The following is a 23,424-nucleotide window of genomic DNA, read 5'->3' as shown; positions in this document are numbered from 1 at the left end:
TCAAACTCCGGGTTGCTGATCCGCTCTCCATGAGCCGTGACCAACTGCACCATCTTCTGGTCAGTGTGATCGAGGGAGTCTCGGTCAGCGCGCTGCGGCGCTCCCTGGGGAGAATGGTCCCGGGCGCCTGGTGCGGGTGTACCGCCGAGGCCCATTTCGTCTGTGAACATCGATCCACAACCTTCCACGGTCTGGCCAGCTGCAAGAACTCGTGATTCTTGACCCTGCCGGCATACCGGGCGCCTTTACCCGGATGAGTGTGACACTACTCACTGGGCGCAGGACGTACAACCAGTGGACGGGGTGTTGAGCAGGATGCACTGTGAGGGGCGATTTGCCAGTGCTAATGTTGCGCATTATGCAACGGATGGATGGCACCGACGCCCGCCTTTTGGCAGCCCTGGCCCGCGAACCACGACGTACGGTCGTGGCGCTGGCCCAGAAATTGGGGCTCTCCCGGAACACGGTCCAGGCCCGCATGGCACAGCTTGAGAAGAAGCACGCTTTCCTGACATTTGAACGAAGAATCAACCCTGTGGCCCTGGGATATCCCCTGACTGCGTTCATCTCCGTCCACGTGCAGCAGCAAAAGCTTGCACAGCTCTCCAAGGACCTGGCGGCTGTTCCTGAGATTCTGGAAGCCTATGGCCTGACCGGATCGGCAGACATCCTGCTGCGTGTAGTGGCCCTTGATGCCGAGGACCTCTTCCGCATCAACGGCAAGATCTTGGCCTGCCCCGGCGTGGACAGGACAGACACTGCGCTTGCCATGCAGGAATTGGTCCCCTTCCGCATCCAACCACTCCTTGAAAGGTTGTCTGGCCCCGGCTCCGCAGCGGACTGAGTACCTATAGGCTGGATCCGACTCTTCGGACCGGGACGCCTGCGGGTGTGCCCCAGCACCAAGGCAGCTCCCCACGTTCTGCCGGAAAGGCTCATCAGTGAGCAACCCACCTGAACCGCACAACGAGGCAGGGCAGCCGCAGGAAGACCCCAACGCCGGCCGGCCACCCCTTCCACCGCCGCCACCCGTGCATCAGCCGACGGTTCAGGAACCGGTCCCCGCCGCGCAGCATCCTGCCCCGTCGGCCATGTACCACCCCGGCCCGGCGCAGTACCCCGCAAGCGGGCCAGGGGAACCCTATGCGCTGCCAGGAGAGCAGCCTCCAGCCAAGAGCCGGAAGAAACTGTGGATCATCCTCGGCATTGTGGGCGCAGTGATTGCGCTACTGGTGGTGGCGGGCATAGTACTGTTCAGCTTCCTGGGCAACGCCACGAGCAAGGTCGGTGGACTGGCCGATGACTTCACCAACAAGGTAATTGCCGGTGAGTCGGCGGAAGCCTACGATGAGTTCCTCGATCCTGCCCTTAAGGAACAGCTGAGCAAGGAGGAGTTCGTGGCCGGCGTTGCGAGCCTAAACCTCAATGACAGCTGCACGGCGGCGTATAGCGAGCTCTCATCAAACGTGAGCAATGGCACCACAACGGCCAACGTATCCGGGCAGATTACCTGCCAGGACCAGAACGTAGATCTCGCCTATGGCTTTACGGGGACTGATGAACTGCTCATGGTTGAACTGAAGTTGCGCCCAGCGGCATAGCCGTCGGTGGCAGCAGGAACCCTGGGGAAACCCGGCAGCATTAAAGAAACGCCCCGGACCAGACGGTCCGGGGCGTTTGTCCTTGCATGTCTGACTAGTGGTCCACTGCCTTCTCGGCGCCTACACCAGTGAGCGATCGAACTTCCATTTCAGCCTGCTTGGCCGGGTCTTCCTTGTTCTTGTCCAGCACTGTCCCCAGCCAGCCCAAGAAGAACGCGAGCGGGATGGAGACGATTCCTGGGTTGCTCAGCGGGAAGAGGGCGAAGTTGGCGTCTTTGATCATTGAGGTCGCCCCACCGGAGACCACCGGGGAGAAGATGATCAGGATTATTGCCGAACCGAGCCCACCGTACATGCTCCACACCGCTCCCTGTGTGGTGAACTTCCGCCAGAAGAGCGAGTAGACAATCGTGGGGAGGTTCGCTGAAGCGGCAACCGCAAAGGCCAACGCCACCAGGAAGGCGACGTTCTGTCCGTTGGCAAAAATGCCACCCAAGATGGCCAGGATGCCAATGACCACGACCGTTCGGCGGGCCACCTTGACCTCAGTCTCGGCGTCGGCCTTGCCCTTGGCAATGACGTTGGCGTAAATATCGTGGGCAAACGACGCAGCAGCTGTGATTGTCAGGCCCGCCACAACAGCAAGGATTGTCGCGAACGCCACGGCTGAGATAAAGCCCAGGAGCACGGGACCACCAAGGTAGAAGGCGAGCAGCGGCGCTGCCGAATTAACCCCACCGGGAGCGGACTTGATGGTGTCGGCGCCCACCAGGGCTGCGGCCCCGTAGCCAAGTACCAGCGTGAAGAGGTAGAAGATTCCAATCAACCAGATGGACCAGACCACTGACTTGCGTGCTTCCTTGGCGGTGGGAACCGTGTAGAAGCGCATAAGGACGTGGGGCAGCGCTGCTGTACCCAGAACAAGGGCCATGGCCAGCGACATGAAGTCAAGCTTTGACGCCTCGGACTTGCCGTACTGCAGGCCCGGATTCAGGACCGCCGGGTTGCCAGATGTTTCAACAGCTGCGCCCAGGAGGCTTGAAAGATTGAACCCGTAAATGGCCAGGACCCAGAGCGTCATGACTGCCGCACCGGCAATGAGCAGGATGGCCTTGATGATCTGTACCCATGTGGTGCCCTTCATGCCACCAATCAGTACGTACACAATCATGAGTGCGCCCACAACGATGATGACAAGTGCCTGTCCGCCCCAGTCACTGATACCCAGCAGCAACGACACCAGGCTTCCCGCGCCAGCCATCTGCGCCAAAAGATAGAAGAAGCAGACGGCAAGAGTGGAAATGGCAGCGGCGATCCGCACGGGACGTTGCCGGAGCCGGAAGGACAGTACGTCCGCCATGGTGAACTTTCCGGTGTTCCGCAGCAGTTCAGCCACGAGGAGCAGGGCTACCAGCCAGGCCACGAGGAATCCAATGGAATACATGAATCCGTCATACCCATTGATGGCGATGGCTCCGGTGATGCCAAGGAATGATGCTGCCGAGAGATAGTCACCTGCAATGGCAGTGCCATTCTGGGACCCAGTGAACGAGCGTCCAGCAGCATAGTAGTCAGCAGCAGTCTTGTTGTTGCGACTGGCCCGGAGCACGATAATCATTGTCACTGCCACGAACAGCACAAAAATGCCGATGTTGAGCAACGTGGTGTCCTTGAGGGCAGCTACATCCACTGCCATGGGGATGGTGATCATGTGGTCACCCCGTCATCGTTTCCACCGCGTGCGCCTGAGTGGGCTACAGCTGCCTGATCGTGAGCGGTGATGCGTGCTTCAAGCTCGTTCCTGATCTCGGTGGCCAACGGGTCAAGCTTTCGGTTGGAATAGCTGACATAGAAGCTTGTGATGGCAAAGGTGGACACGAACTGCAGGAGGCCAAGGATCAGGCCAATATTAATGTTGCCCCACACCTTGGTGGACATGAAGTCCACCGCGTAGTCGGCAAGCAGGACATAGGCCAGGTACCACAGCAGGAATGCCACGGCCATGGGAAACACAAAGCTTCGGTGACGTTTGCGCAGCTCCTTGAACTGCTCCGACGCTTGGACCTCTTGGAAGTCCACAGGCGCCACGGCGTCCGGGTTTAGGGCATCTTTACCCATCATTCCTCCTCATTGAGTCATGCAGGCCCACACGGAGGCCCGCCTGGTGCACTGATGCATGGCTCCACTGTTCACCGTGATGCAGGCCACATTCGCCCCAGCGGATTCATGCTCGCCCAACGGCGGGTGTGCTGCGGCAAACGGCATCCACGGCTACGCTGGGCCCATGCCAGACTCTCCGCTGATGAGCGCCGCCGCAGTTGCACTGATCACCCTGGCAATTGCCGCCGTCGTCGGCGTTGGCATCAAAGTCCTGCGGTCTTTTCGCGATCTGGGGACTGACGCTGAACGCGCCACCTATACCACCCTGCACGCGGCATCGCGGGCAGGGCAGCACCTCAGGGCCGGCCTAAGTCCGGTTGGAGCGGCCAAGGCCAGCAAGCAACTCCGTGATCTGTTGGCCTGCGATGCCCTGGCGATCACCGACACCGCAACTGTCCTGGCCTGGGACGGCGGGCACGAGGAGCTCAGGCCGCTCCTCATGAAGCTCGCCACGGCGGTACTGGCCACCGGCCGGGCAACGGTGCTGCCAGCGGGAAAAGTGGACATGCTCGGTTCCGGCGGGACCGCGGTGGCTCCTCCACTGGTTATTGCGCCCATCAGGGCCGGTTCCCGGGTTGTCGGCGTGGTGGCAGTGGCCAACACAACGGCCGGCGTGGGCCTGGTCCGCGCCACCGGCGAAGTGGCTGACTGGGTTGCCACACAGGTAGAACTCGCAGAGCTGGACGCCTCACGTATCCTCCTGATGGAAGCGGAGGTCAGGGCCCTGAGGGCCCAGATCAGCCCGCACTTCATCTACAACTCCCTGAACGCAATCGCATCCTTCATTACAACCGACCCTGAGCGCGCCAGGGAGCTAGTCGTTGAATTTGCCGATTTCACCAGGTATTCCTTCCGTCGCCATGGAGACTTCACAACCCTTGCCGAGGAACTCCGCTGCATCGACAGATACCTACTGCTGGAACGGGCGCGCTTCGGTGACAGGGTCCAGGTACACCTCCAGATTGCCCCCGAGGTTCTCAGTACCGTCATCCCCTTCCTGAGTCTGCAGCCGCTGGTGGAAAACGCTGTGCGCCACGGACTCGAAGCGAAGGAAGGCGCCGGGCATATCAGTATCACTGCCCGGGACGACGGCGCTTACGCAGAAGTCAGGATCGAGGACGACGGCGTCGGGATAGATCCTGAGCACCTCGCCTCGGTTCTCGCCGGGCACAGCGACGGAGACCATGTGGGCCTGCGCAACGTTGATGTCCGATTGCGCCAGGTTTATGGTGATGACCATGGACTGGTGATTGAAACCGCTCCAGGAGAAGGAACGCTGATGATTCTCCGAGTCCCCAAATCTCAGCCTGGAAACGCCGTGTAGCGGACTCGGAAAGGCTGGCTGCCACCGGAGGGTACTGCGGCGGGGCACCACCGCTAGTCTGTAAGGCATGATCACTGTTCTCGTCGCTGATGACGAGCTTCCCGCGGTTGAAGAGCTTGCATTCCTGCTGCGCAGGGATGAAAGGATAGGTGCCATCCATCGTGCCTCCTCCGGGGCAGAGGTCCTTCGCCTGCTCGCTACAGAGTCCATCGACGCAATTTTCCTTGACATCCACATGCCTGCAGTGTCCGGGTTGGAGACCGCGCGGGCCATTGCCAGATCAGGACGGACTCCTGCCATAGTTTTTGTGACAGCCGATGAGGACTGTGCCCTTGAGGCGTTTGAGCTCGCAGCTGTCGACTACCTGCTGAAACCTGTGCGCAGCGAGCGTCTCGCCAGATCCGTCAGCAGAATCAGCGAGCAGCTGCGTGGCGCCGGGGCCGGACCTGCGCCGGAAATGATTACGGTGGACCAGGGAGCCACCACCAGAATGATCCGCCGTGACGACGTTCGCTACGTTCAGGCCCAGGGCGACTACGCACGGCTCCATACGGCTGATTCCAGCTATCTGATCCGTATTCCCCTTGCAGATCTTGAGCAGCAGTGGGCGGACGCTGGGTTCCTTCGCCTGCATCGCTCCTACCTCGTAGCACTGAAGCATGTCACAGCTATAAAGCTCGGTGCCGAGTCGCCCCACGTGACGGTGGACGGTGCGCGGCTTCCCATCAGCCGGCGGCATCTGCCCGCCGTTCGGGAAAAGCTCGGTACCACCCGAATTAGGCCCCAGCCATGACCCGAGTCCGCGTCACGCGTCCCCAGGCAGGGGCAAGCACCCCTGCGCAGCGGCCAGAAACAGCTGAGGAATCCGAGGTAGGCCAACTTTTTGTCCGATCGCTGATCAGGTCCCAACTCCGACTCGCCCTGGTGGTTGCCGGCGGGTTCCTACTGCTGCTGGTTGCCCTGCCCTTCCTGGTGGCAGCGGTGCCGGGCCTGGATGAAATATCCATCGCCGGCATTCCCTTTGCCTGGCTGCTGCTCGGTGCCGGTATCTACCCGCTGATTGCCCTGAGCGCGTGGCTTTTCATCCGGACGGCGGCCCGGAACGAGGAGCGCTACCGCGATCTGGCGGGCGAACGGTGAGCGGACCGTGAACCCGGCTGTTGGTATTGCCGCCTTTGCAAGTATCAGCATCGCCACGGCGCTGATCGGCTTCTACGGCCTTCGTGTCTCACGGACCACAGGGGACTTCTACGTCGCTTCGCGCACTGTCCGTCCATGGTGGAATGCCTCCGCCATTGGAGGGGAATATCTTTCCGCGGCAAGCTTCTTGGGGGTCGCGGGATTGATCCTGCTCTCTGGAACTGACGCCCTCTGGTTTCCCATCGGCTACACGGCTGGATACCTGATGCTGTTGCTTTTCGTCGCGGCTCCGCTGCGGAGGTCGGGCGCCTACACGATCCCGGATTTCACCGAGGCACGCCTCGATTCACGCCCGGTCCGGCGCGTTACCAGCCTGATGGTGGTTCTGGTGGGATGGCTGTACATCGTCCCCCAGCTCCACGGTGCTGCTCTGACCATTCGAATCACCACCGGTTTGCCGTCCTGGGTGGGCCCGGTTGCAGTCACAAGTGTTGTAATCCTTACGGTGGTCTCTGGTGGAATGCGGTCCATCACCTTCGTCCAGGCATTCCAGTACTGGCTGAAACTGACGGCCCTTGCCATTCCTGTGGTGTTTGTCCTGCTCCTGCTCCTGGGCTCAAACCTACCGGCTGTCGCACCACCGGCGGAGAATCCCACGGGAGCGGCTCCAACAGGTCTCTACCAAAATATTTCACTCCTGGTGGCCCTACTTTTCGGTACCCTCGGGCTACCTCACGTCCTGGTCAGGTTCTACACCAATCCAGACGGTAAAACGGCGCGCCGAACCACCCTGATAGTCCTGGGCCTGCTGTCCGTTTTCTACCTGTTCCCCACCCTGTACGGACTGATTGCTCGAATCTACGCCCCGGACCTTGCGCGTGCTGGCCAGGCTGACGCCGTAGTACTCCTGCTGCCCGGTCGGCTGGTCGGCGGAACCGCAGGTGACCTTCTCTCAGCCCTGGTGGTGGCAGGTGCGTTTGCTGCGTTCCTCTCCACGACGTCAGGGCTCGTGGTATCCCTTGCCGGTGTCATCAGCCAGGACGTCCTGGGCGGCGGTGTCAGGGGATTCCGGCTTGCTGCCGTGGTGTCCGCCGTCGTCCCCCTGATGTTTGCTTTCCTCACGGACTCCCTGGCTCTGGCAGGAAGCGTGGGCCTCGTCTTTGCCTTTACTGCCTCGACCATCTGCCCTGTCCTGCTGCTGGGCATCTGGTGGCGTGGCCTGACGGACGTCGGTGCGATCACCGGGATGCTGACCGGTGGCGCCCTCTGCGGCGGTGCCATGGTGCTGGGGGCGATCTACGGATCAAACGCACTTCCGCCATTCGTGGCCCAGCCAGCGGCATGGACAGTGCCAGCGGCCTTCGCGGTGACAGTGGTGGTCTCCCGAGTTACCTCTCACAGGATCCCTGCCACGCTCACCCGGGTCATGACCAGGCTCCACGTTCCAGAACGGCCGCTGGGACCCTAAAAAACCTCAGTCGATAGCCGCCATGAGTTCAACCACGCGGTCAAGGAAAGCATCCACCTGGGATTCCTCATAACCCTCAACTCCGGAAGCAGGCCGGAAAACGGCCCGCCGGATACCATCAACGCTCATTGGTTTGTCGTGTTCGAGGTAGCCCACCAGATCGGTGCACAGATTATCGACGTCACCGACGTTGTAGCTGCGGACCTTTGATTTGGATGGACGTCGAAAGCGCTCCCCTGCCGGACGGTCCAGGCGCGCCCGAAGCACTGCAGCCAGGGCCCCAATTTCCTGCAGCCAGGCCTCTTCGCCCTGACCTGCAATCAGTTCGTCCCGCTCCCTGCGGGCAAATGCATCCTCCAGGCGGTCAAGGGCCGCATCCACCATGGCAGGTGAGTAGCCGCCCTTGACAGGATCAAACGATACCCCGCGCACATCCGGGCTCTTCATGGATCGCTGGGACGGCTCGGCAGCCTCCAGGGAGACCCGTGCCCGCTGCAGGAACTGGTCAACCTGCTTTGCGTTGTAACCGTACTCCGTGCGAGGCATCCGCTGGAAGGCTGCAGGGATCTGACGTTGGGTTTCCACTGTGGTTATCTTTCCTTGATCTGTTTCGCCAGGTCTGGCGACATCAGGTTGGATGGCTGGTGCCTGCGGGATCCTCAGCTGTGAAGGTCGTGCAGGTTTCAGGTGCCGGGGACGAGGACGAAGATGATGTAGGCGGCCGGGGAGGCAAAAACCACTGAGTCAAGGCGATCCATCACACCGCCATGGCCAGGCAGGATGCTGCTCATGTCCTTAACCCCAAGCTCGCGTTTGACCATGGATTCAGCAAAGTCTCCAGCAGTGGCAGCGACCACCATGGCAACGGCGAGCACCACGCCAACCCACCAGGGGCGGTCCAGGACAAAAATAGTGGCAAGGATCCCAACCACGGCCGCTCCGCCCAAAGATCCGGCAAAACCCTCCCAGGACTTTTTTGGGCTGATCTTCGGCGCCATGGGGTGCTTTCCGAAGATGGCACCCACAAGATAGCCGAACGTATCGTTGGAGACGACGAGGAGGAGCATCACGGCGATCTGCCACGCGCCGTCGGGGATTACTCCGCCGTCCCAGAAGCCGAGCGTTGCGGACGTTCCGGCCGGATGGAGCGGGAGCGCCGCAAACCCGATCATGAAGGGCACCCAGGCAAGGGTAAAAACACCGGCGAAGATGCTGTTGGCCGAGCCAGCCGAGCCGTCAATGGAACGCCACAGAAGCACGGCAAACCCGGTCATGACAACCGTAAACAACAGGGCCTCCACGCCACCGAGGTAGGAGGCAATAGGCATGGCCACGGTGCCGGTCATGACGGGGATGATCGGCATTCGCGTGCCGTTCGTTTCCAGTGCCCGGTAGATTTCCCAGACGCCCAGGACGGCAAGGGCAGTAATAAATGCCACAAACGCCAGCGGCAGGAACAGCAGGCCTCCCAGGACGCCAAGGAGGAGGAAAAGTCCGACGCCGATGGCGGCAGGGAGGTCCCTGCCGGCTTTGGGTGTCGGGTTGGCGCGTGGTACCCGCCCGCGGGGACGAACCCGCGGAACAGGAACCGGCTCTGAAGCGCTCATCAGACCTCGAGCAGCTCAGCTTCCTTGCGCTTGAGCAGCTCATCAATACCGTCCACATGGGACTTGGTCAGCCCATCGAGTTCTTTCTCGGCGCGGCTGCCATCATCTTCACCAGCCTCGCCGTCCTTGACCAGCCGGTCGAGACCTTCCTTGGCTTTACGGCGGATGTTGCGGATGGAAACTTTGGCGTCCTCGGCTTTTGTCTTGACGATCTTGACGTATTCCTTGCGACGTTCCTGCGTCAGGTCCGGGATGGTGATCCGGATGACGTTTCCATCGTTTGACGGGTTGGCACCGACCTCGGAGTCACTCAGGGCCCGCTCTATGTCCCGCAGCGCAGTCTTGTCGAACGGCGTGATCAGGATAGTGCGGGCGTCCGGGATGGCAAATGACGCCAGCTGCTGCAGCGGGGTGGGTGAACCGTAGTAGTCGACCAAGACCTTGTTGTAGAGGCCTGGGTTGGCGCGGCCCGTTCGGATGGCAGCGAAGTCTTCCTTGGCAACCTCTATGGCCTTGTCCATCTTCTCTTCGGCTTCGAGCAAGGTGTCTTCTATCACTGTCTCTCCTCAAAAAATGTATACGGGCCCTGGTTACTGCCGGACCCGGCATGCTGGTGGCTGGGTTTCCCTGCCCCGACCCCAAAGGCCGGAACGTCCTCGAATCATCCTAGCCCGAGCTAGGGAGTGACGAGTGTACCCAGCTGCTCGCCAAGAATGGCACGGGTCACGTTACCCTCGCCTTCCATTCCGAAGACCACCATGGAAAGGTTGTTGTCCTTGCACATGGTCATTGCTGTCTGGTCCATAACCCGGATGTCCCGACGGAGGGCATCGTCATAGCTGAGCGTCTCGAGTTTCTCCGCTGTGGGGTCCTTCTTGGGATCTGCCGTGTAGACGCCGTCGACGCCGCTTTTGGCCATCAGGACGACATCAGCGTGGACCTCCAGCGCGCGCTGGGCAGCTACCGTGTCGGTGGAGAAGTACGGAAGGCCCGCGCCCGCACCGAAGATGACAACGCGATTCTTTTCCATATGCCTGATGGCACGACGGGGAATGTAGGCTTCCGCAACCTGCCCCATGGTGATGGCGCTCTGGACCCGGGTGCCTACGCCAGCCTGCTCTAGGAAGTCCTGGAGTGCCAGACAGTTCATGACGGTACCCAGCATTCCCATATAATCGGCGCGGGATCGGTCCATGCCGCTCTGCGAAAGTTCGGCACCGCGGAAGAAGTTACCGCCGCCGACCACAATGGCAATTTCGACGTCGTTGACCGCTGCTGCAATCTGACGGGCCACGCCGCGAACTGTCTCGGGGTCGACTCCCAATTTACCGCCACCGAAAACTTCTCCTGAGAGTTTCAGAAGGACCCGGCGCCTGCTCTTCCCTGACGTGACTGAAGTATTGACGGCTTCCATGATGCCTTCCCGTTGGTGAACTCTGAAAAGATTATCCTGCCCGCCCCACGATCACATCCCTCAGGACGGGTCTGTGGCAGAGCATGCAAAAGGGGCGGCCACCAAGGTGACCGCCCCTTTGCGCTATCGACTAGGCGCCGACGCGGTACCGCGTGAACGCAGTGCCCTTGACTCCGGCCTCTGAAAGGACCTGAGCCACTGACTTCTTGGCATCTTTGGCGAATGCCTGGTCCAAAAGGACCTCGCCCTTGAAGAAGCCAGTGACACGGCCTTCGACAATTTTGGTCATTGCTGCTTCAGGCTTGCCTTCAGCCTTGGCGGTTTCCTCGGCGATGCGCCGCTCGGATTCAACCAGTTCAGCCGGGACGTCTTCGCGGCTGAGGTAGTTCGGGGACATGGCCGCGATGTGGACTGCAACATCGTGGGCAGCCGTGGCAGCTTCTGCGCCTTCGCCGTCAACGGCGAACAGGACACCAACCTGTGCAGGCAGATCCTTGGAGGTCTTGTGCAGGTAAGCATCAACGGTGGGGCCTTCGACGCGGGAGAGCCGGCGGACAACAACCTTCTCGCCCAGTACGGCGCCCTCTTCGATAACAACCTCGGAGAGCGGCTTTCCGTCAACCTCAACAGCCAGGAGTGTCTCGAGGTCGGCTGCGCCGGACTCGACTGCAATGCTGAGGACCCTGTCAGCAAGCTGAACAAACTTGTCAGCCTTGGCAACGAAGTCAGTCTCGCAGTTGACCTCGATCATGACGCCGACGCCTGCGGTGACCTTCGCGGCCACCAGGCCTTCAGCGGTTGATCGCCCCTCGCGCTTGGTGGCGCCCTTGAGGCCCTTGATACGGATGATCTCGATGGCCTTCTCGGCGTCGCCGTTTGCCTCGTCGAGAGCCTTCTTGACATCCATCATGCCGGCGCCGGTGCGCTCGCGCAGGGCCTTGATGTCAGCAGCAGTGTAGTTCGCCATGTGAACCCCTCTGTCTAGAAATGTATGTGGTGTACGTGACTGACAGGATGGCCCCCCACCAATGGGGCGGCCATCCTGTCAGTGGCCCAGGCTCTGCGGACAGGCCCGGGAACTACGCTGTGGAGCAGTATTACTTGGCGTCAGCCGCGGGTGCCTCGGCTGCTGCCGGTGCTTCCTCAGCTACGGGTGCTGCATCGGCTGCCGGAGCTGCCTCTGCCGCAACCGGTGCAGTTTCTTCTGCCTTGTTGCCTTCGAGAAGTTCGCGCTCCCACTCGGCGAGGGGCTCTTCCGGAGTTTCCGTGGTACCCGTTGCGCGCTGGTTGCGAGCGATCAGGCCCTCTGCAACGGCGTCAGCGACAACGCGGGTCAGGAGGTTCACGGAGCGGATGGCGTCATCGTTACCCGGGATCGGGAAGTCAACTTCATCGGGATCGCAGTTGGTGTCCAGGATAGCCACCACGGGGATGTTCAGCTTCTTGGCCTCGTCAACGGCGAGGTGCTCCTTCTTGGTGTCCACGATCCAGAGCACGGACGGTGCCTTGGTCAGGTTGCGGATACCGCCCAGGTTGGTCTCCAGCTTGGTGAGCTCACGGCGAAGAAGGAGCAGTTCCTTCTTGGTGTAAGCCGAACCAGCTACGTCATCGAAGTCGATCTCTTCGAGTTCCTTCATGCGCTGGATGCGCTTGGAGACGGTCTGGAAGTTGGTGAGCATGCCGCCGAGCCAACGCTGGTTGACGTAGGGCTGGCCAACACGGGTGGCCTGCTCTGCGATTGATTCCTGCGCCTGCTTCTTGGTGCCGACGAAGAGGACAGTTCCACCGTGTGCAACGGTGGCCTTCACGAACTCGAAGGCGCGGTCAATGTAGGACAGCGACTGCTGGAGGTCAATGATGTAGATGCCGTTGCGCTCCGTGAAGATGAATCGCTTCATCTTCGGGTTCCAACGACGTGTCTGGTGTCCAAAGTGGACGCCGCTGTCAAGCAGCTGGCGCATAGTTACGACGGGCATGCCGACGCTCCTTCCGACAGGTCATTCATGAGAGGGCACACGGCCGCTCTTACCCTGCCATAGTTGACGGTTTGTTAGCCGCACCCGGACGGGCTTGGCTCCTGGCATCCATTGGGCATTCTCATCGGGCACACAGTGCCCGACCGCAAGAAGCCCAATCCTGGACCAATGACACAGGTGTCATTTTGGGTCAGGGCTGGATACGCGTAGTCAGCCGCCGCTCCCCCACACCTCTGAATGAGACATGCTGGAATTCCTGGGGGCACAGCAAACTGCTCCTCAAAGTGTACTACAGGGAGCACCAACGGACAGACGCCAAAAGGCTGGCATGACTTGTCCACATTGGTCGAATTCCGCGGCGAGCAGCAGCGCCACCTGGCGGATGCTAGATCCATGACACACCTGATAAACGCCGAGCCTACGCACTTGCAGCGATGGGGAGTTTGCCTGCTCCTAACCCTGTCCATGGTCGCAGGCCCCTCGGGGATACCCTCCACAGCCCTGGATATCGACGGCCCTGAACGGCCATCCAGCAGCGGGTGGACCTGGCCCCTATCGCCAAGGCCCGCCGTGATCCGGGAAGCGGTGATCCGGGGGTTCGATCCACCGCCCCAACCATGGCTGAGCGGGCACCGAGGGGTGGATCTGGCAGAAGGAACCGGCGGACCCACAGTCCTGGCGCCCCAGGCGGGAGTCATCAGCTTCGCGGGATTCGTTGTGAACCGACCCGTCCTGACCCTTGACCACGGAGACGGGCTCAGGAGCAGTTTCGAACCCGTTACAGCATCGGTCTCCGAGGGTGAAACTGTCACCGCCGGGCAAGTTATTGGGCACCTGGAACAAGGTCATTGCACGCCCGAACCCTGCCTGCACTGGGGCGTCAGGAGGGCAGACACGTACATCAATCCCCTGCAGTTCTTCCTGGACCTCCGGCCTTCCGTCCTGCTGCCCCTTCGGGTACAAGGGCTGTCTGCGGAGTCGCCTTATGGTCGCACTCCGTCAGACGATGGCGGAAATTCCGGTGATAGAACGGCCAGTTACGAGGGTATTGATTTCATGAGTGCCCTCGTAGGAGTAGATGGCTTCAGCATCGGAGAAGATTTTAGCCATCTCGTAATCGGTGACAATGCCGTTACCGCCCAGAAGGCTGCGGCCAATGGCAACGCTTTCTCGCATTCTTGCCGTGGTGAAAGCCTTGGCCAGAGCAGACTGTTCGTCCTTGGCCTGCCCTGCGTCCTCAAGCTGGGACAACCGGACCATCATGCCCATGGAGCTGACAGCATTGCCGAGAATCTGGACCAGCTGACTCTGCACCAACTGGAATGAAGCCAAGGGGCGGCCAAACTGCTCACGTTCGACGGCGTACCGCCTCGCCACGTCAAAAGCAGCAAGCTGCTGGCCCACCGCCTGCCAGGCCACCCCAAGGCGGGTAACTTTAAGAACCTTGTTGGTGTCCCGGAAGCTGTTGGCGTTGGCCAACTTGTTGAAGTGCGGCACCACTACGTTCTCAAGCGTGATGTCAGCATTCTGGACTGTCCGGAGTGCGATCTTGTTCTCAATTTTCGTGGCCGTAAATCCCGCAAGTTTAGTATCCACCAGGAAGCCCTTGACCTGGTTGTCCGCAACGTCCTTGGCGTAGACAACCACCCAGTCCGAAAACGTTGCGTTGCCAATCCACCTCTTGGCACCGTTCAGGATCCAGGTGTCGCCGTCACGACGCGCCGTGGTGCGGGTTCCGCCCGCCACGTCCGACCCACCCAGCGGCTCAGTGAGTCCGAAAGCACCAATTTTCTTCATCGCATAGATGTCAGGCAGCCAGGCATCCTTCTGTTCCTCCGATGCGAGCGCTTCAATCGATCCGGTGAACAGTCCGTCATGAACTCCCATGAACGTGGCAATGGACGTATCTGCCCGAGTAGCCTCCGCATGCATCAGGCCAGCAAAAAGATTTGAGTATCCCTGCCGCCGAACTGGACTCACCATGTCAATTTCGGCCAGTTTAGGGATCAGGTCCATCGGGAATTCGGCCCGGTTCCAGCAGTCGACAGCAATGGGCTTCACCTCAGCGGCAAGGAAGGCTCGGATTTCCGCCAAGCGGTCCCTCTCCTTGGCAGTGAGCAGCTCCTCGAATGCAAAAAAGTCTCCGTCAGCATAGGGAAGATTGTTGATATCAACGGCTGCTTTGGACATGATGCGCTCCTTGGGTGATCGGCTGTGACCAGTGCCCAGACACGGGCTTATGTTACTGGTCAGTAACTTACCGCAGATCCCAAGGAATGGAAAGACCCCGCAGATCGCCTATCGCTCAGGGACATGCCGGTCCAGGTACGCCAAAGGGAGCCTGCATGGTGCTGCAGGCTCCCTTTGGTTCGTTCTTACTGTAGGGCCACTCGGACTTGAACCGAGGACCTTAGGATTATGAGTCCCGCGCTCTAACCAGCTGAGCTATGGCCCCACGCCCATCACGGCAGAACATCATGCCCTGGCCACTGAGTAGCACAAACACTCTAGCAAACAGCGAACCGCGTGTCAGACCACTTTGTCCCCGGGCACGGCGCCGTAGTAAAGATCTTCGAATGTCTGGAGCGTCCCCTGCATGCTGTGCGGCTCCACCATTTCACGGCTGATCTTGCCCATGGCAGCGCGCTGGTGATCGGGAAGTTCAAAGATCCTGGTGATTTTGGCTGCAAGGTCATGAGCATCCATGGGCCGGAACAGGAAGCCGTTCTCGCCGTCACGGACCAGGTGCGGCAGGGCCATGGCATCCGCAAGGACAACGGGGGTTGATGCTGACATCGCCTCGAGTGTCACGAGCGACTGGAGCTCGGCTGTTCCCGGCATACAGAACAGATCAGCCCGGATGTAGGCGCGTCGAAGGTCCTCATCCGTGGCAAGGCCAAGGAACCGCACACGGTTCTGCAGCCCGAGCCTGTCAACCAGCGCTTCAAGTGCCGGACGAACCTCGCCGCCGCCAACAATTTCGAGGTGCACATTCAGCGCGTCGGGGGTCTGTGCAACGGCTTTGATCAGGACATCCACGTGCTTCTCGTCGGCGAGACGGCCAGCAAAAAGAATGGTGGGATGCGCATGTGGTTCGATATCCTCGCCCGGCTGGACCTCATAGGCAGCCGAGTCAATCCCGTTGGACAGCGGGAGCACATCGGTGAGGAGGGCATGCTGGTGCATCGCTTTGGCGGCAAGCGGCGTGGGCGTGGTGACGACGTCGGCCTTGCCCATCACGGTGCCCATATCCCGCCACGAGACGCGGCCCACGCGATTCTTGAGCCAGCGCGGGAACGGTAGGAAGGGATTCAGGTTTTCGGGCATGAAGTGGTTGGTGGCGACGATCCGCACGCCACGGCGTACAGCTTCCTCCAGCACTGCCTTGCCAATCATGTAGTGGCTCTGAATATGCACCACATCCGGCTGCACCCGATCGAACAACAGGCTGATTTCCTTCTTGATCTCCCAGGCAAGGCAGATCCGAAAGTACTCGTGGGTGAACACCCCGTGGGAGTGGAGCCGGTGGACTGTAGCCTCTGACCGGAATTCGGTGTAGCTCTTGCCATTATCCGCACGGCAAGCGAGGACATGGACATTATGTCCCCGGCCAGTCATGCCTTTGGCTAGCCGGAAGCTGAATTGAGCTGCTCCGTTGATGTGCGGCGGGTAGGTATCCGCCGCAATCAAGATGGTCAGGGGTCGCTGTGTACCGGACGTCGTCACGTTGAGTGCTCCTGGTGGTTGCGATGTAGGCGCTGGTGGGGCCCGCATCCGGTGGACTGCGGCAGGCACGCCGGTCCATCGATGAATCATCTGTCTACTTGGACCGCCCAGCCGCTTTGCGTGCTTCTTTTTTCCGCTTGGTCACCTCAGGGTGGTGCCTCGAAAGGACGATCACCCCAACGATAGCAATGACAGCGGCGCCAGCCATGCCAATTGCCATCACGGCGTGGACATCAGGTTTGAGTTCATCCAAAATGATGATGCCGATGGCAATGCCCACAATAGGATCAATTACCGTCAGGCCAGCAATGACCAGATCCGGCGGCCCACCTGAGTACGCACTCTGGACAAACCATGAGCCAAGAACTCCGGCCGCCACGATTGCGACAATCGAATACCACTGAACATTCAGCAGGAACGCACCATTCGGATCAAGCAGCTGCTTTCCAATGATCCTGGTCAGCACGGCGACAAAGCCAAAAAGGATGCCGGCACCGAGAATATAGACAAAAGCGTTCATCCGGTGTTTGAACATGGCGGCGAGCGAGCCGAAAATACCCACCACGACGGCAAGCAGCAGAACGATCGTCAGTTCGCTCTCCACATCCACTCGGTGGTTTTCTTGGGTGACTGTAACGGCCAGGAGAACAAAAAGCGCCGAGCCTGTGACACAGGCAGTAATGGCCACCACCGTGGGCCTGTTGATCTTGATTCCCTGGTCCTTGGCATTAACGACGGTGGTGATCACCAGCGCGATGGCGCCAATTGGCTGGACCACCGTCAGCGGCGCCGAGACGAGCGCCACCGCATTCATGCACATCCCGATCGCAAGAAGGAAAAGTCCAAAGACCCAGCGCGGGTTACGCAGCAGCCTCAGCAGGCCTGTACTGTTCAGGGCCAGTCCCCCGGTATCCGCCTTGACGGCACTCCCCTGGCGCTGTGCCCCAAACGCCAGGCAAAAAGCGCCAAGGACGGCAAGGAGGACTGCAAGCAAGACCATCAGTGAACCCGTCCTGTGGACCGGGACGAGGCAGTGGGCCCCTTCCGGATAATGGCCCAAAGATAGTTGTAGGCGGCAATCCAGTGCCCCACAAGGCCCAGCCCCAGGACAATCCAGGAAGCTACGAAAAGTCCACCGGCAAAAGGAACATCAAGTTTGGACAACACAAGCATGGGGGTTCCAAGCAGCAGCAGACCGGTTCGGATCTTGCCGATTGAGCTCACTGGCAAATCTGGATGCCCCCGGAAGTAGGAGAGCGTCATGACAAACAGGACAGCATCCGGAACCAACAGCGCCGCCAGGTAGAGCCAGCTGACAATACCTGCGATGGCCAGGGTGACGGCAACTGCTATCAGAGCGAGCCTGTCAGCGATGGGATCCATGACCCGCCCCAAATGGGATGCCTGGTTGAACCGCCGGGCCACGTAGCCATCCACCCAGTCAGTGCTGGCCATCACAGCCAGAACTACAACTCCGAGGCCATATTGCTCTTGCGCCAGGACAAGCCACATGAAAAGTGGAACACCCATGAAACGCAGGACCGTAAGGGCGTTGGGCACCGTGAAGACCACTTCATGCTCAACCTCCGGTTGTCCGGGACGGGCACCGGCACCGATGAACTTCATCCGAGTTCCCATTTTCTTTGCGGCCGGCCCGCGCCGGTCATTGTGGAGCCCACGGAACCAGTGATAGGCACCAGGGACAGTCGGTTGTCAGGAGCTTTTGATCAGCCTACGGATCAGCACAACCAGCACACTCGCAGAGGCAACAAGCGCAGAAAGAGGCTTCCAGCGTGCGCGAAGCTCGGAGTCCGGCCCAGCGACGTCGGCAAGGACCCCCACCACGCGGTCCTTGCCGTCGTCCAGCACCACCTGACCCTTTGCTAGGCCGCGCTTTGCAGCAGCGACGGCAATCTCGGCCTGTGCCTTGACGTCGAGCTCTTCGCCGAGGTCATCCCGCACCTCGGTGAGGTGCTCACGACGCTGGGTCAGGCGCCGGCCAAGTTCCGGACCGGTGGCCACGGGGAGCTTGAGCCCACTGTCCTGTTCCTTGTCCTTTGCCTCTTTTTCGGCTTTGGCTTTCGCTTTTGCCTCGTCCTTGGCCTTTTTCGCAGCTTTCGCAGCTGCACTGGATGGATCAAGCAGCGCGGGGTCGTACTCGGAACCCTTCTGCGCAATACCCAGGTCATGCTTGATGCCGCGAAGTGTTTCCTCGGGGACCAGTGGCAGGGCTTTCTTGAGTTTCACGTACCCAATCAGCGCGCCCACCCCAGCAAGCACCAGGAAGAGGGCCGAGACCAGAAGTGCAGCAAGCCATGCCGGCATGAGGGTGGCAAGACCCATGATGGCGGCTACAACGAGTCCGATGACAAGGAGAAGGACAAACACAAGCGCAACAACGAAGAACGCGGCGGCGACGCCCAGCTGGACGCCCTTACGCTTGAGCTCAATTTTCGCGAAGGCGATCTCATCGTGGAGTTGGCGCGGAGCCAACCGCATGATCAAGCGAAAGGTCCCTGGGAGGGCCGTAATCCGCAGGCCGCGGTTTTCACGGCCACTGTGACGTCCGCTCATCGGATCCGCCTAACTGATGTCATGGTTGTCCTGCCCCGGGTGCGCTGTCGGGCAGGTAGTGCTTGATAGTGTTCGTCACAAAGCTATCATTGCGCGTCCTGGCTACCTTCACGCGCAGCCTCTGATATTCCCTCCAACGCTGCAGGTCCAGCTGCTGTGGGCCTAGGATTGTTGTTCGTGACCATCCCCACAAATCCCGGCGACGCCCTAAGCAGACGCCGCAAAATCCTGTACATCCTGATGCTCGGTGCACTGACCGCACTGGGTCCGTTCACCATTGACCTCTACCTTCCGGCATTTCCGGCCCTCGAAGAGAGCCTGGGGGTTACGGAGGCGGCGGTCCAGCTGACGCTGACAGGAACCACTGTGGGGTTTGCGCTGGGACAACTCATTGTGGGACCCCTCAGCGACAAGTTCGGCAGGCGGCTCCCGCTGATCCTGGCGACTGTCCTGCATATCGGCGCATCGATTGGTGCTGCACTCTCAACGGAGATCGTATCGTTGGGGATCTTCCGGGTGCTTATGGGCATTGGCGCAGCTGGTGGCAGCGTTGTGGCCATGGCCATGGTGCGCGACCTGTTTTCCGGCTATGCCATGGTCCGCATGTTTTCCCGCATGGCACTGGTGAATGGCCTGGCGCCAATCCTGGCCCCGGTGATTGGTTCCCAACTCCTGCTCATCACGCCGTGGCCTGGCATATTCGTTTTCCTCGCAGCCTATGGCTCCCTGGTGCTCATCGCTGCCTTCTTCCTGATCAGGGAGACACTGCCGCCGGAACTGCGCCACAGCTCTGAACTGACCATGGCCAGCAGGTACAGGGCACTGTTTGCTGACCGGATCTTCGTGGGGCTGCTCCTGGTAGGCGGAATGAACGTCGCAGGCCTTTTCACGTATCTTTCTTCCTCTCCATTTCTCTTCCAGGACATCTACGGTTTCACGCCCCAGCAGTACGGGCTCCTGTTTGGCATCAATTCGCTGGGCATCGTGGCAGGAGTGCAGACCAGTTCCCGCCTCATCAAGCGCGTGGGGCCACAGTGGATACTGGCTTTCTCAACGTCATGGATGATTCTTATGGCGCTCCTGATAGTCCTGTTCGACCAGTTGGGCTTTGGCCTCTGGGGCGTCATGGTGCCGCTCTGGTTCTACATCCTGGGCACAGGTTTCACTTTCCCCTGCGTGCAGGTCCTGGCGCTGAGCCGGCATGGCGCCCAGGCAGGTACGGCAGCATCCCTCCTGGGTGCTGCAACCTTCATGCTCGCGGGTATCATCTCCCCCGTAGCTGGCTGGATTGGCATTACGTCAGCGACCCCCATGGGCGCTGTCCAGGCCGCTTGTATCGCAGGGGCTGCGGCAGCCCTGTGGTTCCTGGTGCGCCCCCGGACCGTCCCATCCATCCACTGACTTGATCACCGTCAAGCGCACTGAAGGAACATCGTGGACCAGAAGAAAAGACTCAACCGCAACCGGCGCGGACTCTTCATCGGCGCGATTCTCGGCGCCGCCGTGGGGTTCTGGCTGACGCGTGGAGGCAGCGCACTGCCGTTCGGAATCATCCTGGGGGCGCTGGCCGGCGCTGCGTTGCTCTTTCGCGTTAATCCCGGTCCCCGCAAGCGACCCTGACCGTCACAACAATGCTCGTCGCCATACCATGCCATGCACGGTGCACTGGCGATAAACTGCGTGCATGGCCCGACGCCAGGATCCAAAGCCAGTCCCCGCTGCCTGGCAACGATGCGACGCACACATCCTTCCCCTGTGGTGGGAACGCCTGTGCGCCCAGGCAGGCCACCAGTCTGCGGCTCTCTATGCTGCCGGGTTGTTCGCAGGCGACCGCCGAAGGCCCATTGCCCAGTGGTTCAATCCAGCGTTCGATGCGGCCTTGCTCGTAGCTCCGGAGACGTCTCCGGAATGGCCAGTCCAGCGATTCGGTATTTTTTATGCACCGCCTGGGGGTGGGGTGCTTCGTGTCCAGTCGGCGCCGCACGAATGGTTCCCCCGCGACCCCACAGCCTCACCAACCCAGCGAGAAGCGTTCGACGCCGCAACGGCCGCCGCCGAACGCTTCCTCCAGGTGGAGATGGACTACGTCTAAGCCACCCGTCAGTGGCGGCCCTCCTGATGCAAGAAACAGCAAAGGCCCCGATCCTGACGGACCGGGGCCTTTGCCTTTGGGCTCCTCCTGCTGGACTTGAACCAGCAACCCTTCGATTAACAGTCGAATGCTCTGCCAATTGAGCTAAGGAGGAATGAAGCAGCTACGACTTTAGCAAAGGAACAGGCCCCATGGGAAATCGGCTGGACAGGCCTCAACATACCCCTCCCAGGTATGCAAAAACCCCGCCCTCACAATGAGGACGGGGTTTTCGTGGAGCTCTGGCTCCTCCTGCTGGACTTGAACCAGCAACCCTTCGATTAACAGTCGAATGCTCTGCCAATTGAGCTAAGGAGGAATGAGGCGGGTATTAGCCTAGCAAAGATTCCCGGTCTAACAGAAATCGCCCGGGCCCGCACGTCAGGCATCCGAGCGAAGGGCCCGCCGATCCATCTCAAGTTGCATCAGTTCTCGGTTGAGCCGCTGGAATTCATCCGGATCCGCTCTCGAATCGAGCCGCTGCAACTGCCCCATTTTGTCAGCCTTGACCCGGGTGATCTGCAACTCGAACAGCCCTGCCAAAATATCCCGGCAATACTTCTGGACGGCCTCTGCGGTGCTTGCCGGAAGTGGCACCACTGCCAGTTCGGACACCAGGGACCGCAACGGTTCCGGGACTTCCTGCATGACCTGGTCAACCCACCTGACGGGATCTCCGGTCAGGCCCGGACCTGAAGCCCGGATGGCATCGTGGATAGCCTGGTAGGCAGGGGTGGCGAACCGAACCGCATCGAACCGCTCCCAGGTGGGACCCGACAGGACGGCAGGTTCCTGCAGGACAACCTCCAACGCCTGGCGCTCCATGCCTGCTACCGGATCCCTGGAATCCGGGCGGCCAAAGGCCGGTGCCGACATCCCGTTCTCCGCTGGTGAGCGAGAGCCCAATGCCTGTCCAGAACCATGACGGCTCCCGGCAGCGTCCTGGGAACCTTGCCGCCGGGTTGCGGTAGATACGGCCCGGCTAACCTCCTCCATGGCCATTCCCAGCCAGCCAGCCAACTCCCTGGTGTAGGCGGGGCGGATCCCGGCGTCGCGGATCTGGGCCACGACGGGTGCAGCTTCGCGCAACGCGGCGATCCGTCCCTCCACAGTGTCCAGGTCGTGACGTTTCAGGGAGGCGCGAATGGCGAACTCAAACAGCGGACGCCTGGAGCTGATGAGCTCCCGCACCGCTGCATCCCCCTTGGCGATGCGAAGCTCGCAGGGGTCGGCCCCGGAGGCCTCCACCGCGACATAGGTCTGTGCAATAAACCGGTGGTCTTCCTCGAACGCCCGCAGGGCAGCCTTCTGGCCGGCAGCATCGCCGTCAAAGGTAAAAACTACTTCTCCCCCCGAGCCGTCGTCGGACAAGAGGCGGCGGGAAACCTTGATGTGGTCGGTTCCAAAAGCGGTACCGCACGTGGCAACGGCCGTAGTGACACCGGCAAGATGGCACGCCATCACGTCGGTGTAGCCCTCCACCACCACAAGCTGGCGTTCTTTGGCAATGCTGCGCTTTGCCAGGTCAATTCCATAGAGCACCTGGGACTTCTTGTACAGCGTGGTCTCCGGGGTATTCAGGTATTTGGGGCCCTGGTCATCCTCGTAGAGCTTACGGGCACCGAAACCAATGGTGTCCCCGGCAATGTCACGGATGGGCCAGATAAGCCGTCCCCTGAACCTGTCGTAAATGCCACGGCCACCTTCGGAGAACATACCCGTCAGCTTCAGTTCAGGATCCGTGAAGCCACGGTCCCGCAAGTGCTTGAGCAGCGAGTCCCAGCCCTGCGGTGCGTACCCCACGCCGAATTGCTCAGCAGCTGCGCGGTCGAAACCGCGTTCCTGCAGGAAGGTGCGGCCAGTCCCGGCCTCAGCAGTCAAGAGTTGGGCACGGAAAAATTCGCCAGCAATCTTATGTGCGTCAAGGAGCCGCTGGCGCTTGCCCACTTCTTCGCGGTTGGGGCCCGAGCCGCCGTCCTCGTAACGGAGTTCAAAACCAATCCTGGCCGCAAGCTTCTCGACTGCCTCGTGGAATGTTGAGTGGTCCTGCTTCTGAATGAAGGAGATGGCGTCGCCGTCCTCACCACACCCAAAACAGTGGTACCTGCCCACTTGGGGCCGCACGGTGAATGAGGGCGAGCGCTCATCGTGGAATGGACAGAGCCCCTTGAAGCTGCCCAGTCCTGCACCCTTGAGGGTGACATAACCGTCAATGACCTCTTTGATGTCCGTGCGTTGGCGGACCTCGTCAATATCTTCGCGTTTGATCAGTCCAGCCACAACACCATCCTAGTCCCGTACCG

23 protein-coding genes, 3 tRNA genes and 1 pseudogene are annotated in these 23,424 nt (G+C 60.6%); 10 read left to right on the top strand and 17 right to left on the bottom strand.

Features of this window, described 5'->3' with window-relative positions:
• The first annotated feature begins 358 nt into the window (after positions 1-358).
• Together QMG79_RS04345 and QMG79_RS04340 are read left to right on the top strand one after the other, a co-directional pair.
• A complete protein-coding gene (locus QMG79_RS04345; protein ID WP_283537374.1) occupies positions 359-844 on the top strand; it encodes an Lrp/AsnC family transcriptional regulator in 486 nt (161 codons plus the stop codon).
• Positions 845-941: 97 nt separating this feature from the next.
• Positions 942-1,601 (top strand): hypothetical protein, encoded by a 660-nt coding sequence (locus QMG79_RS04340; RefSeq protein WP_283537309.1) that lies wholly within the window; start codon positions 942-944, stop codon positions 1,599-1,601.
• A gap of 94 nt (positions 1,602-1,695) precedes the next feature.
• Here the strand turns inward: QMG79_RS04340 and QMG79_RS04335 are convergent, their stop codons facing one another.
• Positions 1,696-3,312 (bottom strand): monocarboxylic acid transporter, encoded by a 1,617-nt coding sequence (locus tag QMG79_RS04335; RefSeq protein WP_283537308.1) that lies wholly within the window; start codon positions 3,310-3,312, stop codon positions 1,696-1,698.
• Entirely contained in the window at positions 3,309-3,719 is a 411-nt protein-coding gene (locus tag QMG79_RS04330) for a DUF485 domain-containing protein (RefSeq protein WP_283537373.1), read from the bottom strand. Before QMG79_RS04330 ends, QMG79_RS04335 begins: the two co-directional genes overlap by 4 nt.
• A gap of 166 nt (positions 3,720-3,885) precedes the next feature.
• Between QMG79_RS04330 and QMG79_RS04325 the strand changes: the two genes are divergently transcribed.
• The 4 genes from QMG79_RS04325 to QMG79_RS04310 all read left to right on the top strand — a co-directional run bounded on the left by QMG79_RS04325 (position 3,886) and on the right by QMG79_RS04310 (position 7,693).
• Positions 3,886-5,085 (top strand): sensor histidine kinase, encoded by a 1,200-nt coding sequence (locus tag QMG79_RS04325; protein ID WP_283537307.1) that lies wholly within the window; start codon positions 3,886-3,888, stop codon positions 5,083-5,085.
• A 67-nt stretch (positions 5,086-5,152) separates the two neighbouring features.
• Positions 5,153-5,878: a LytR/AlgR family response regulator transcription factor gene (locus QMG79_RS04320; RefSeq protein ID WP_283537306.1), complete on the top strand. Its 726-nt coding sequence runs from the start codon at positions 5,153-5,155 to the stop codon at positions 5,876-5,878.
• Positions 5,875-6,225 carry a hypothetical protein gene (locus tag QMG79_RS04315; RefSeq protein WP_283537305.1) on the top strand — a complete coding sequence of 117 codons (351 nt, stop codon included), beginning with the start codon at positions 5,875-5,877 and terminating at the stop codon, positions 6,223-6,225. The genes QMG79_RS04320 and QMG79_RS04315 overlap by 4 nt, the downstream gene beginning before the upstream one ends.
• Before the next feature lie 7 nt (positions 6,226-6,232).
• A complete protein-coding gene (locus tag QMG79_RS04310) occupies positions 6,233-7,693 on the top strand; it encodes a sodium/solute symporter (protein ID WP_283537304.1) in 1,461 nt (486 codons plus the stop codon).
• Positions 7,694-7,699: 6 nt separating this feature from the next.
• Here QMG79_RS04310 and QMG79_RS04305 read toward each other — a convergent pair whose 3' ends face one another.
• From QMG79_RS04305 to rpsB, 6 genes are all read right to left on the bottom strand, one after another.
• Positions 7,700-8,239 (bottom strand): DivIVA domain-containing protein, encoded by a 540-nt coding sequence (locus tag QMG79_RS04305; RefSeq protein ID WP_283537372.1) that lies wholly within the window; start codon positions 8,237-8,239, stop codon positions 7,700-7,702.
• 137 nt (positions 8,240-8,376) lie between these two features.
• Positions 8,377-9,300: a phosphatidate cytidylyltransferase gene (locus QMG79_RS04300; protein WP_283537303.1), complete on the bottom strand. Its 924-nt coding sequence runs from the start codon at positions 9,298-9,300 to the stop codon at positions 8,377-8,379.
• A complete protein-coding gene (gene frr, locus QMG79_RS04295) occupies positions 9,300-9,857 on the bottom strand; it encodes a ribosome recycling factor (protein WP_283537302.1) in 558 nt (185 codons plus the stop codon). Before frr ends, QMG79_RS04300 begins: the two co-directional genes overlap by 1 nt.
• Positions 9,858-9,976: 119 nt before the next feature.
• Complete coding sequence (gene pyrH / locus QMG79_RS04290; RefSeq protein WP_283537301.1) at positions 9,977-10,714, bottom strand: UMP kinase; 738 nt, start codon at positions 10,712-10,714, stop codon at positions 9,977-9,979.
• A 130-nt stretch (positions 10,715-10,844) separates the two neighbouring features.
• The gene (gene tsf / locus QMG79_RS04285; RefSeq protein ID WP_283537300.1) at positions 10,845-11,681 is read right to left on the bottom strand and encodes a translation elongation factor Ts; all 837 of its coding nucleotides are present in this window, start codon (positions 11,679-11,681) and stop codon (positions 10,845-10,847) included.
• Between the two features lie 130 nt (positions 11,682-11,811).
• On the bottom strand, positions 11,812-12,690 hold the full coding sequence (rpsB, locus tag QMG79_RS04280) for a 30S ribosomal protein S2 (RefSeq protein ID WP_283537299.1): 879 nt from the start codon (positions 12,688-12,690) through the stop codon (positions 11,812-11,814).
• 237 nt (positions 12,691-12,927) lie between these two features.
• Between rpsB and QMG79_RS04275 the strand changes: the two are divergent.
• A pseudogene (locus QMG79_RS04275) lies at positions 12,928-13,539 on the top strand (M23 family metallopeptidase); the annotation flags it as partial.
• A gap of 150 nt (positions 13,540-13,689) precedes the next feature.
• On the opposite strand, the gene QMG79_RS04270 reads toward QMG79_RS04275, so the two are convergent.
• The 6 genes from QMG79_RS04270 to QMG79_RS04245 all read right to left on the bottom strand — a co-directional run bounded on the left by QMG79_RS04270 (position 13,690) and on the right by QMG79_RS04245 (position 18,990).
• A complete protein-coding gene (locus QMG79_RS04270; RefSeq protein ID WP_283537298.1) occupies positions 13,690-14,880 on the bottom strand; it encodes an acyl-CoA dehydrogenase family protein in 1,191 nt (396 codons plus the stop codon).
• 191 nt (positions 14,881-15,071) lie between these two features.
• Positions 15,072-15,145 (bottom strand) — tRNA-Ile (locus tag QMG79_RS04265).
• Between the two features lie 74 nt (positions 15,146-15,219).
• The gene (locus tag QMG79_RS04260) at positions 15,220-16,416 is read right to left on the bottom strand and encodes a glycosyltransferase (RefSeq protein ID WP_283537297.1); all 1,197 of its coding nucleotides are present in this window, start codon (positions 16,414-16,416) and stop codon (positions 15,220-15,222) included.
• A gap of 94 nt (positions 16,417-16,510) precedes the next feature.
• Positions 16,511-17,416: a DMT family transporter gene (locus tag QMG79_RS04255; protein ID WP_283537296.1), complete on the bottom strand. Its 906-nt coding sequence runs from the start codon at positions 17,414-17,416 to the stop codon at positions 16,511-16,513.
• The gene (locus QMG79_RS04250; protein ID WP_283537295.1) at positions 17,416-18,042 is read right to left on the bottom strand and encodes a CDP-alcohol phosphatidyltransferase family protein; all 627 of its coding nucleotides are present in this window, start codon (positions 18,040-18,042) and stop codon (positions 17,416-17,418) included. Before QMG79_RS04250 ends, QMG79_RS04255 begins: the two co-directional genes overlap by 1 nt.
• Positions 18,043-18,129: 87 nt before the next feature.
• Complete coding sequence (locus tag QMG79_RS04245) at positions 18,130-18,990, bottom strand: phage holin family protein (protein ID WP_283537294.1); 861 nt, start codon at positions 18,988-18,990, stop codon at positions 18,130-18,132.
• A gap of 177 nt (positions 18,991-19,167) precedes the next feature.
• Here QMG79_RS04245 and QMG79_RS04240 point away from each other — a divergent pair, with 177 nt between their 5' ends.
• The 3 genes from QMG79_RS04240 to QMG79_RS04230 all read left to right on the top strand — a co-directional run bounded on the left by QMG79_RS04240 (position 19,168) and on the right by QMG79_RS04230 (position 21,082).
• Complete coding sequence (locus QMG79_RS04240; RefSeq protein ID WP_283537293.1) at positions 19,168-20,391, top strand: multidrug effflux MFS transporter; 1,224 nt, start codon at positions 19,168-19,170, stop codon at positions 20,389-20,391.
• Positions 20,392-20,424: 33 nt separating this feature from the next.
• Complete coding sequence (locus QMG79_RS04235) at positions 20,425-20,610, top strand: hypothetical protein (RefSeq protein ID WP_283537292.1); 186 nt, start codon at positions 20,425-20,427, stop codon at positions 20,608-20,610.
• Positions 20,611-20,674: 64 nt separating this feature from the next.
• The gene (locus QMG79_RS04230) at positions 20,675-21,082 is read left to right on the top strand and encodes a hypothetical protein (protein ID WP_283537291.1); all 408 of its coding nucleotides are present in this window, start codon (positions 20,675-20,677) and stop codon (positions 21,080-21,082) included.
• 81 nt (positions 21,083-21,163) lie between these two features.
• On the opposite strand, the gene QMG79_RS04225 is transcribed toward QMG79_RS04230, so the two are convergent.
• The 3 genes from QMG79_RS04225 to dnaG form a co-directional block, all read right to left on the bottom strand.
• A tRNA-Asn gene (locus QMG79_RS04225) sits at positions 21,164-21,236 on the bottom strand.
• A gap of 128 nt (positions 21,237-21,364) precedes the next feature.
• Positions 21,365-21,440, bottom strand: a tRNA-Asn gene (locus QMG79_RS04220).
• 62 nt (positions 21,441-21,502) lie between these two features.
• Complete coding sequence (dnaG, locus tag QMG79_RS04215) at positions 21,503-23,401, bottom strand: DNA primase (RefSeq protein ID WP_283537290.1); 1,899 nt, start codon at positions 23,399-23,401, stop codon at positions 21,503-21,505.
• Positions 23,402-23,424: the final 23 nt, after the last annotated feature.

It is taken from the genome of Pseudarthrobacter sp. PS3-L1 (assembly GCF_030063285.1).
Lineage (GTDB): Bacteria > Actinomycetota > Actinomycetes > Actinomycetales > Micrococcaceae > Arthrobacter.
The sequence above is the reverse complement of the archived record's forward strand: the minus strand, read 5'-3'. Positions and strand labels throughout refer to the sequence as shown.

What these genes read in the sequence shown, in the direction of transcription:
- QMG79_RS04345 (WP_283537374.1), top strand. Translation starts at nt 359, where the DNA reads ATGCAACGGATGGATGGCACCGACGCCCGCCTTTTGGCAGCCCTGGCC.
- QMG79_RS04335 (WP_283537308.1), bottom strand. Translation starts at nt 3,312, where the DNA reads ATGATCACCATCCCCATGGCAGTGGATGTAGCTGCCCTCAAGGACACC.
- QMG79_RS04330 (WP_283537373.1), bottom strand. Translation starts at nt 3,719, where the DNA reads ATGGGTAAAGATGCCCTAAACCCGGACGCCGTGGCGCCTGTGGACTTC.
- QMG79_RS04325 (WP_283537307.1), top strand. Translation starts at nt 3,886, where the DNA reads ATGCCAGACTCTCCGCTGATGAGCGCCGCCGCAGTTGCACTGATCACC.
- QMG79_RS04320 (WP_283537306.1), top strand. Translation starts at nt 5,153, where the DNA reads ATGATCACTGTTCTCGTCGCTGATGACGAGCTTCCCGCGGTTGAAGAG.
- QMG79_RS04315 (WP_283537305.1), top strand. Translation starts at nt 5,875, where the DNA reads ATGACCCGAGTCCGCGTCACGCGTCCCCAGGCAGGGGCAAGCACCCCT.
- QMG79_RS04305 (WP_283537372.1), bottom strand. Translation starts at nt 8,239, where the DNA reads ATGCCTCGCACGGAGTACGGTTACAACGCAAAGCAGGTTGACCAGTTC.
- QMG79_RS04300 (WP_283537303.1), bottom strand. Translation starts at nt 9,300, where the DNA reads ATGAGCGCTTCAGAGCCGGTTCCTGTTCCGCGGGTTCGTCCCCGCGGG.
- pyrH (WP_283537301.1), bottom strand. Translation starts at nt 10,714, where the DNA reads ATGGAAGCCGTCAATACTTCAGTCACGTCAGGGAAGAGCAGGCGCCGG.
- tsf (WP_283537300.1), bottom strand. Translation starts at nt 11,681, where the DNA reads ATGGCGAACTACACTGCTGCTGACATCAAGGCCCTGCGCGAGCGCACC.
- rpsB (WP_283537299.1), bottom strand. Translation starts at nt 12,690, where the DNA reads ATGCCCGTCGTAACTATGCGCCAGCTGCTTGACAGCGGCGTCCACTTT.
- QMG79_RS04270 (WP_283537298.1), bottom strand. Translation starts at nt 14,880, where the DNA reads ATGTCCAAAGCAGCCGTTGATATCAACAATCTTCCCTATGCTGACGGA.
- QMG79_RS04255 (WP_283537296.1), bottom strand. Translation starts at nt 17,416, where the DNA reads ATGGTCTTGCTTGCAGTCCTCCTTGCCGTCCTTGGCGCTTTTTGCCTG.
- QMG79_RS04250 (WP_283537295.1), bottom strand. Translation starts at nt 18,042, where the DNA reads ATGAAGTTCATCGGTGCCGGTGCCCGTCCCGGACAACCGGAGGTTGAG.
- QMG79_RS04245 (WP_283537294.1), bottom strand. Translation starts at nt 18,990, where the DNA reads ATGAGCGGACGTCACAGTGGCCGTGAAAACCGCGGCCTGCGGATTACG.
- QMG79_RS04230 (WP_283537291.1), top strand. Translation starts at nt 20,675, where the DNA reads ATGGCCCGACGCCAGGATCCAAAGCCAGTCCCCGCTGCCTGGCAACGA.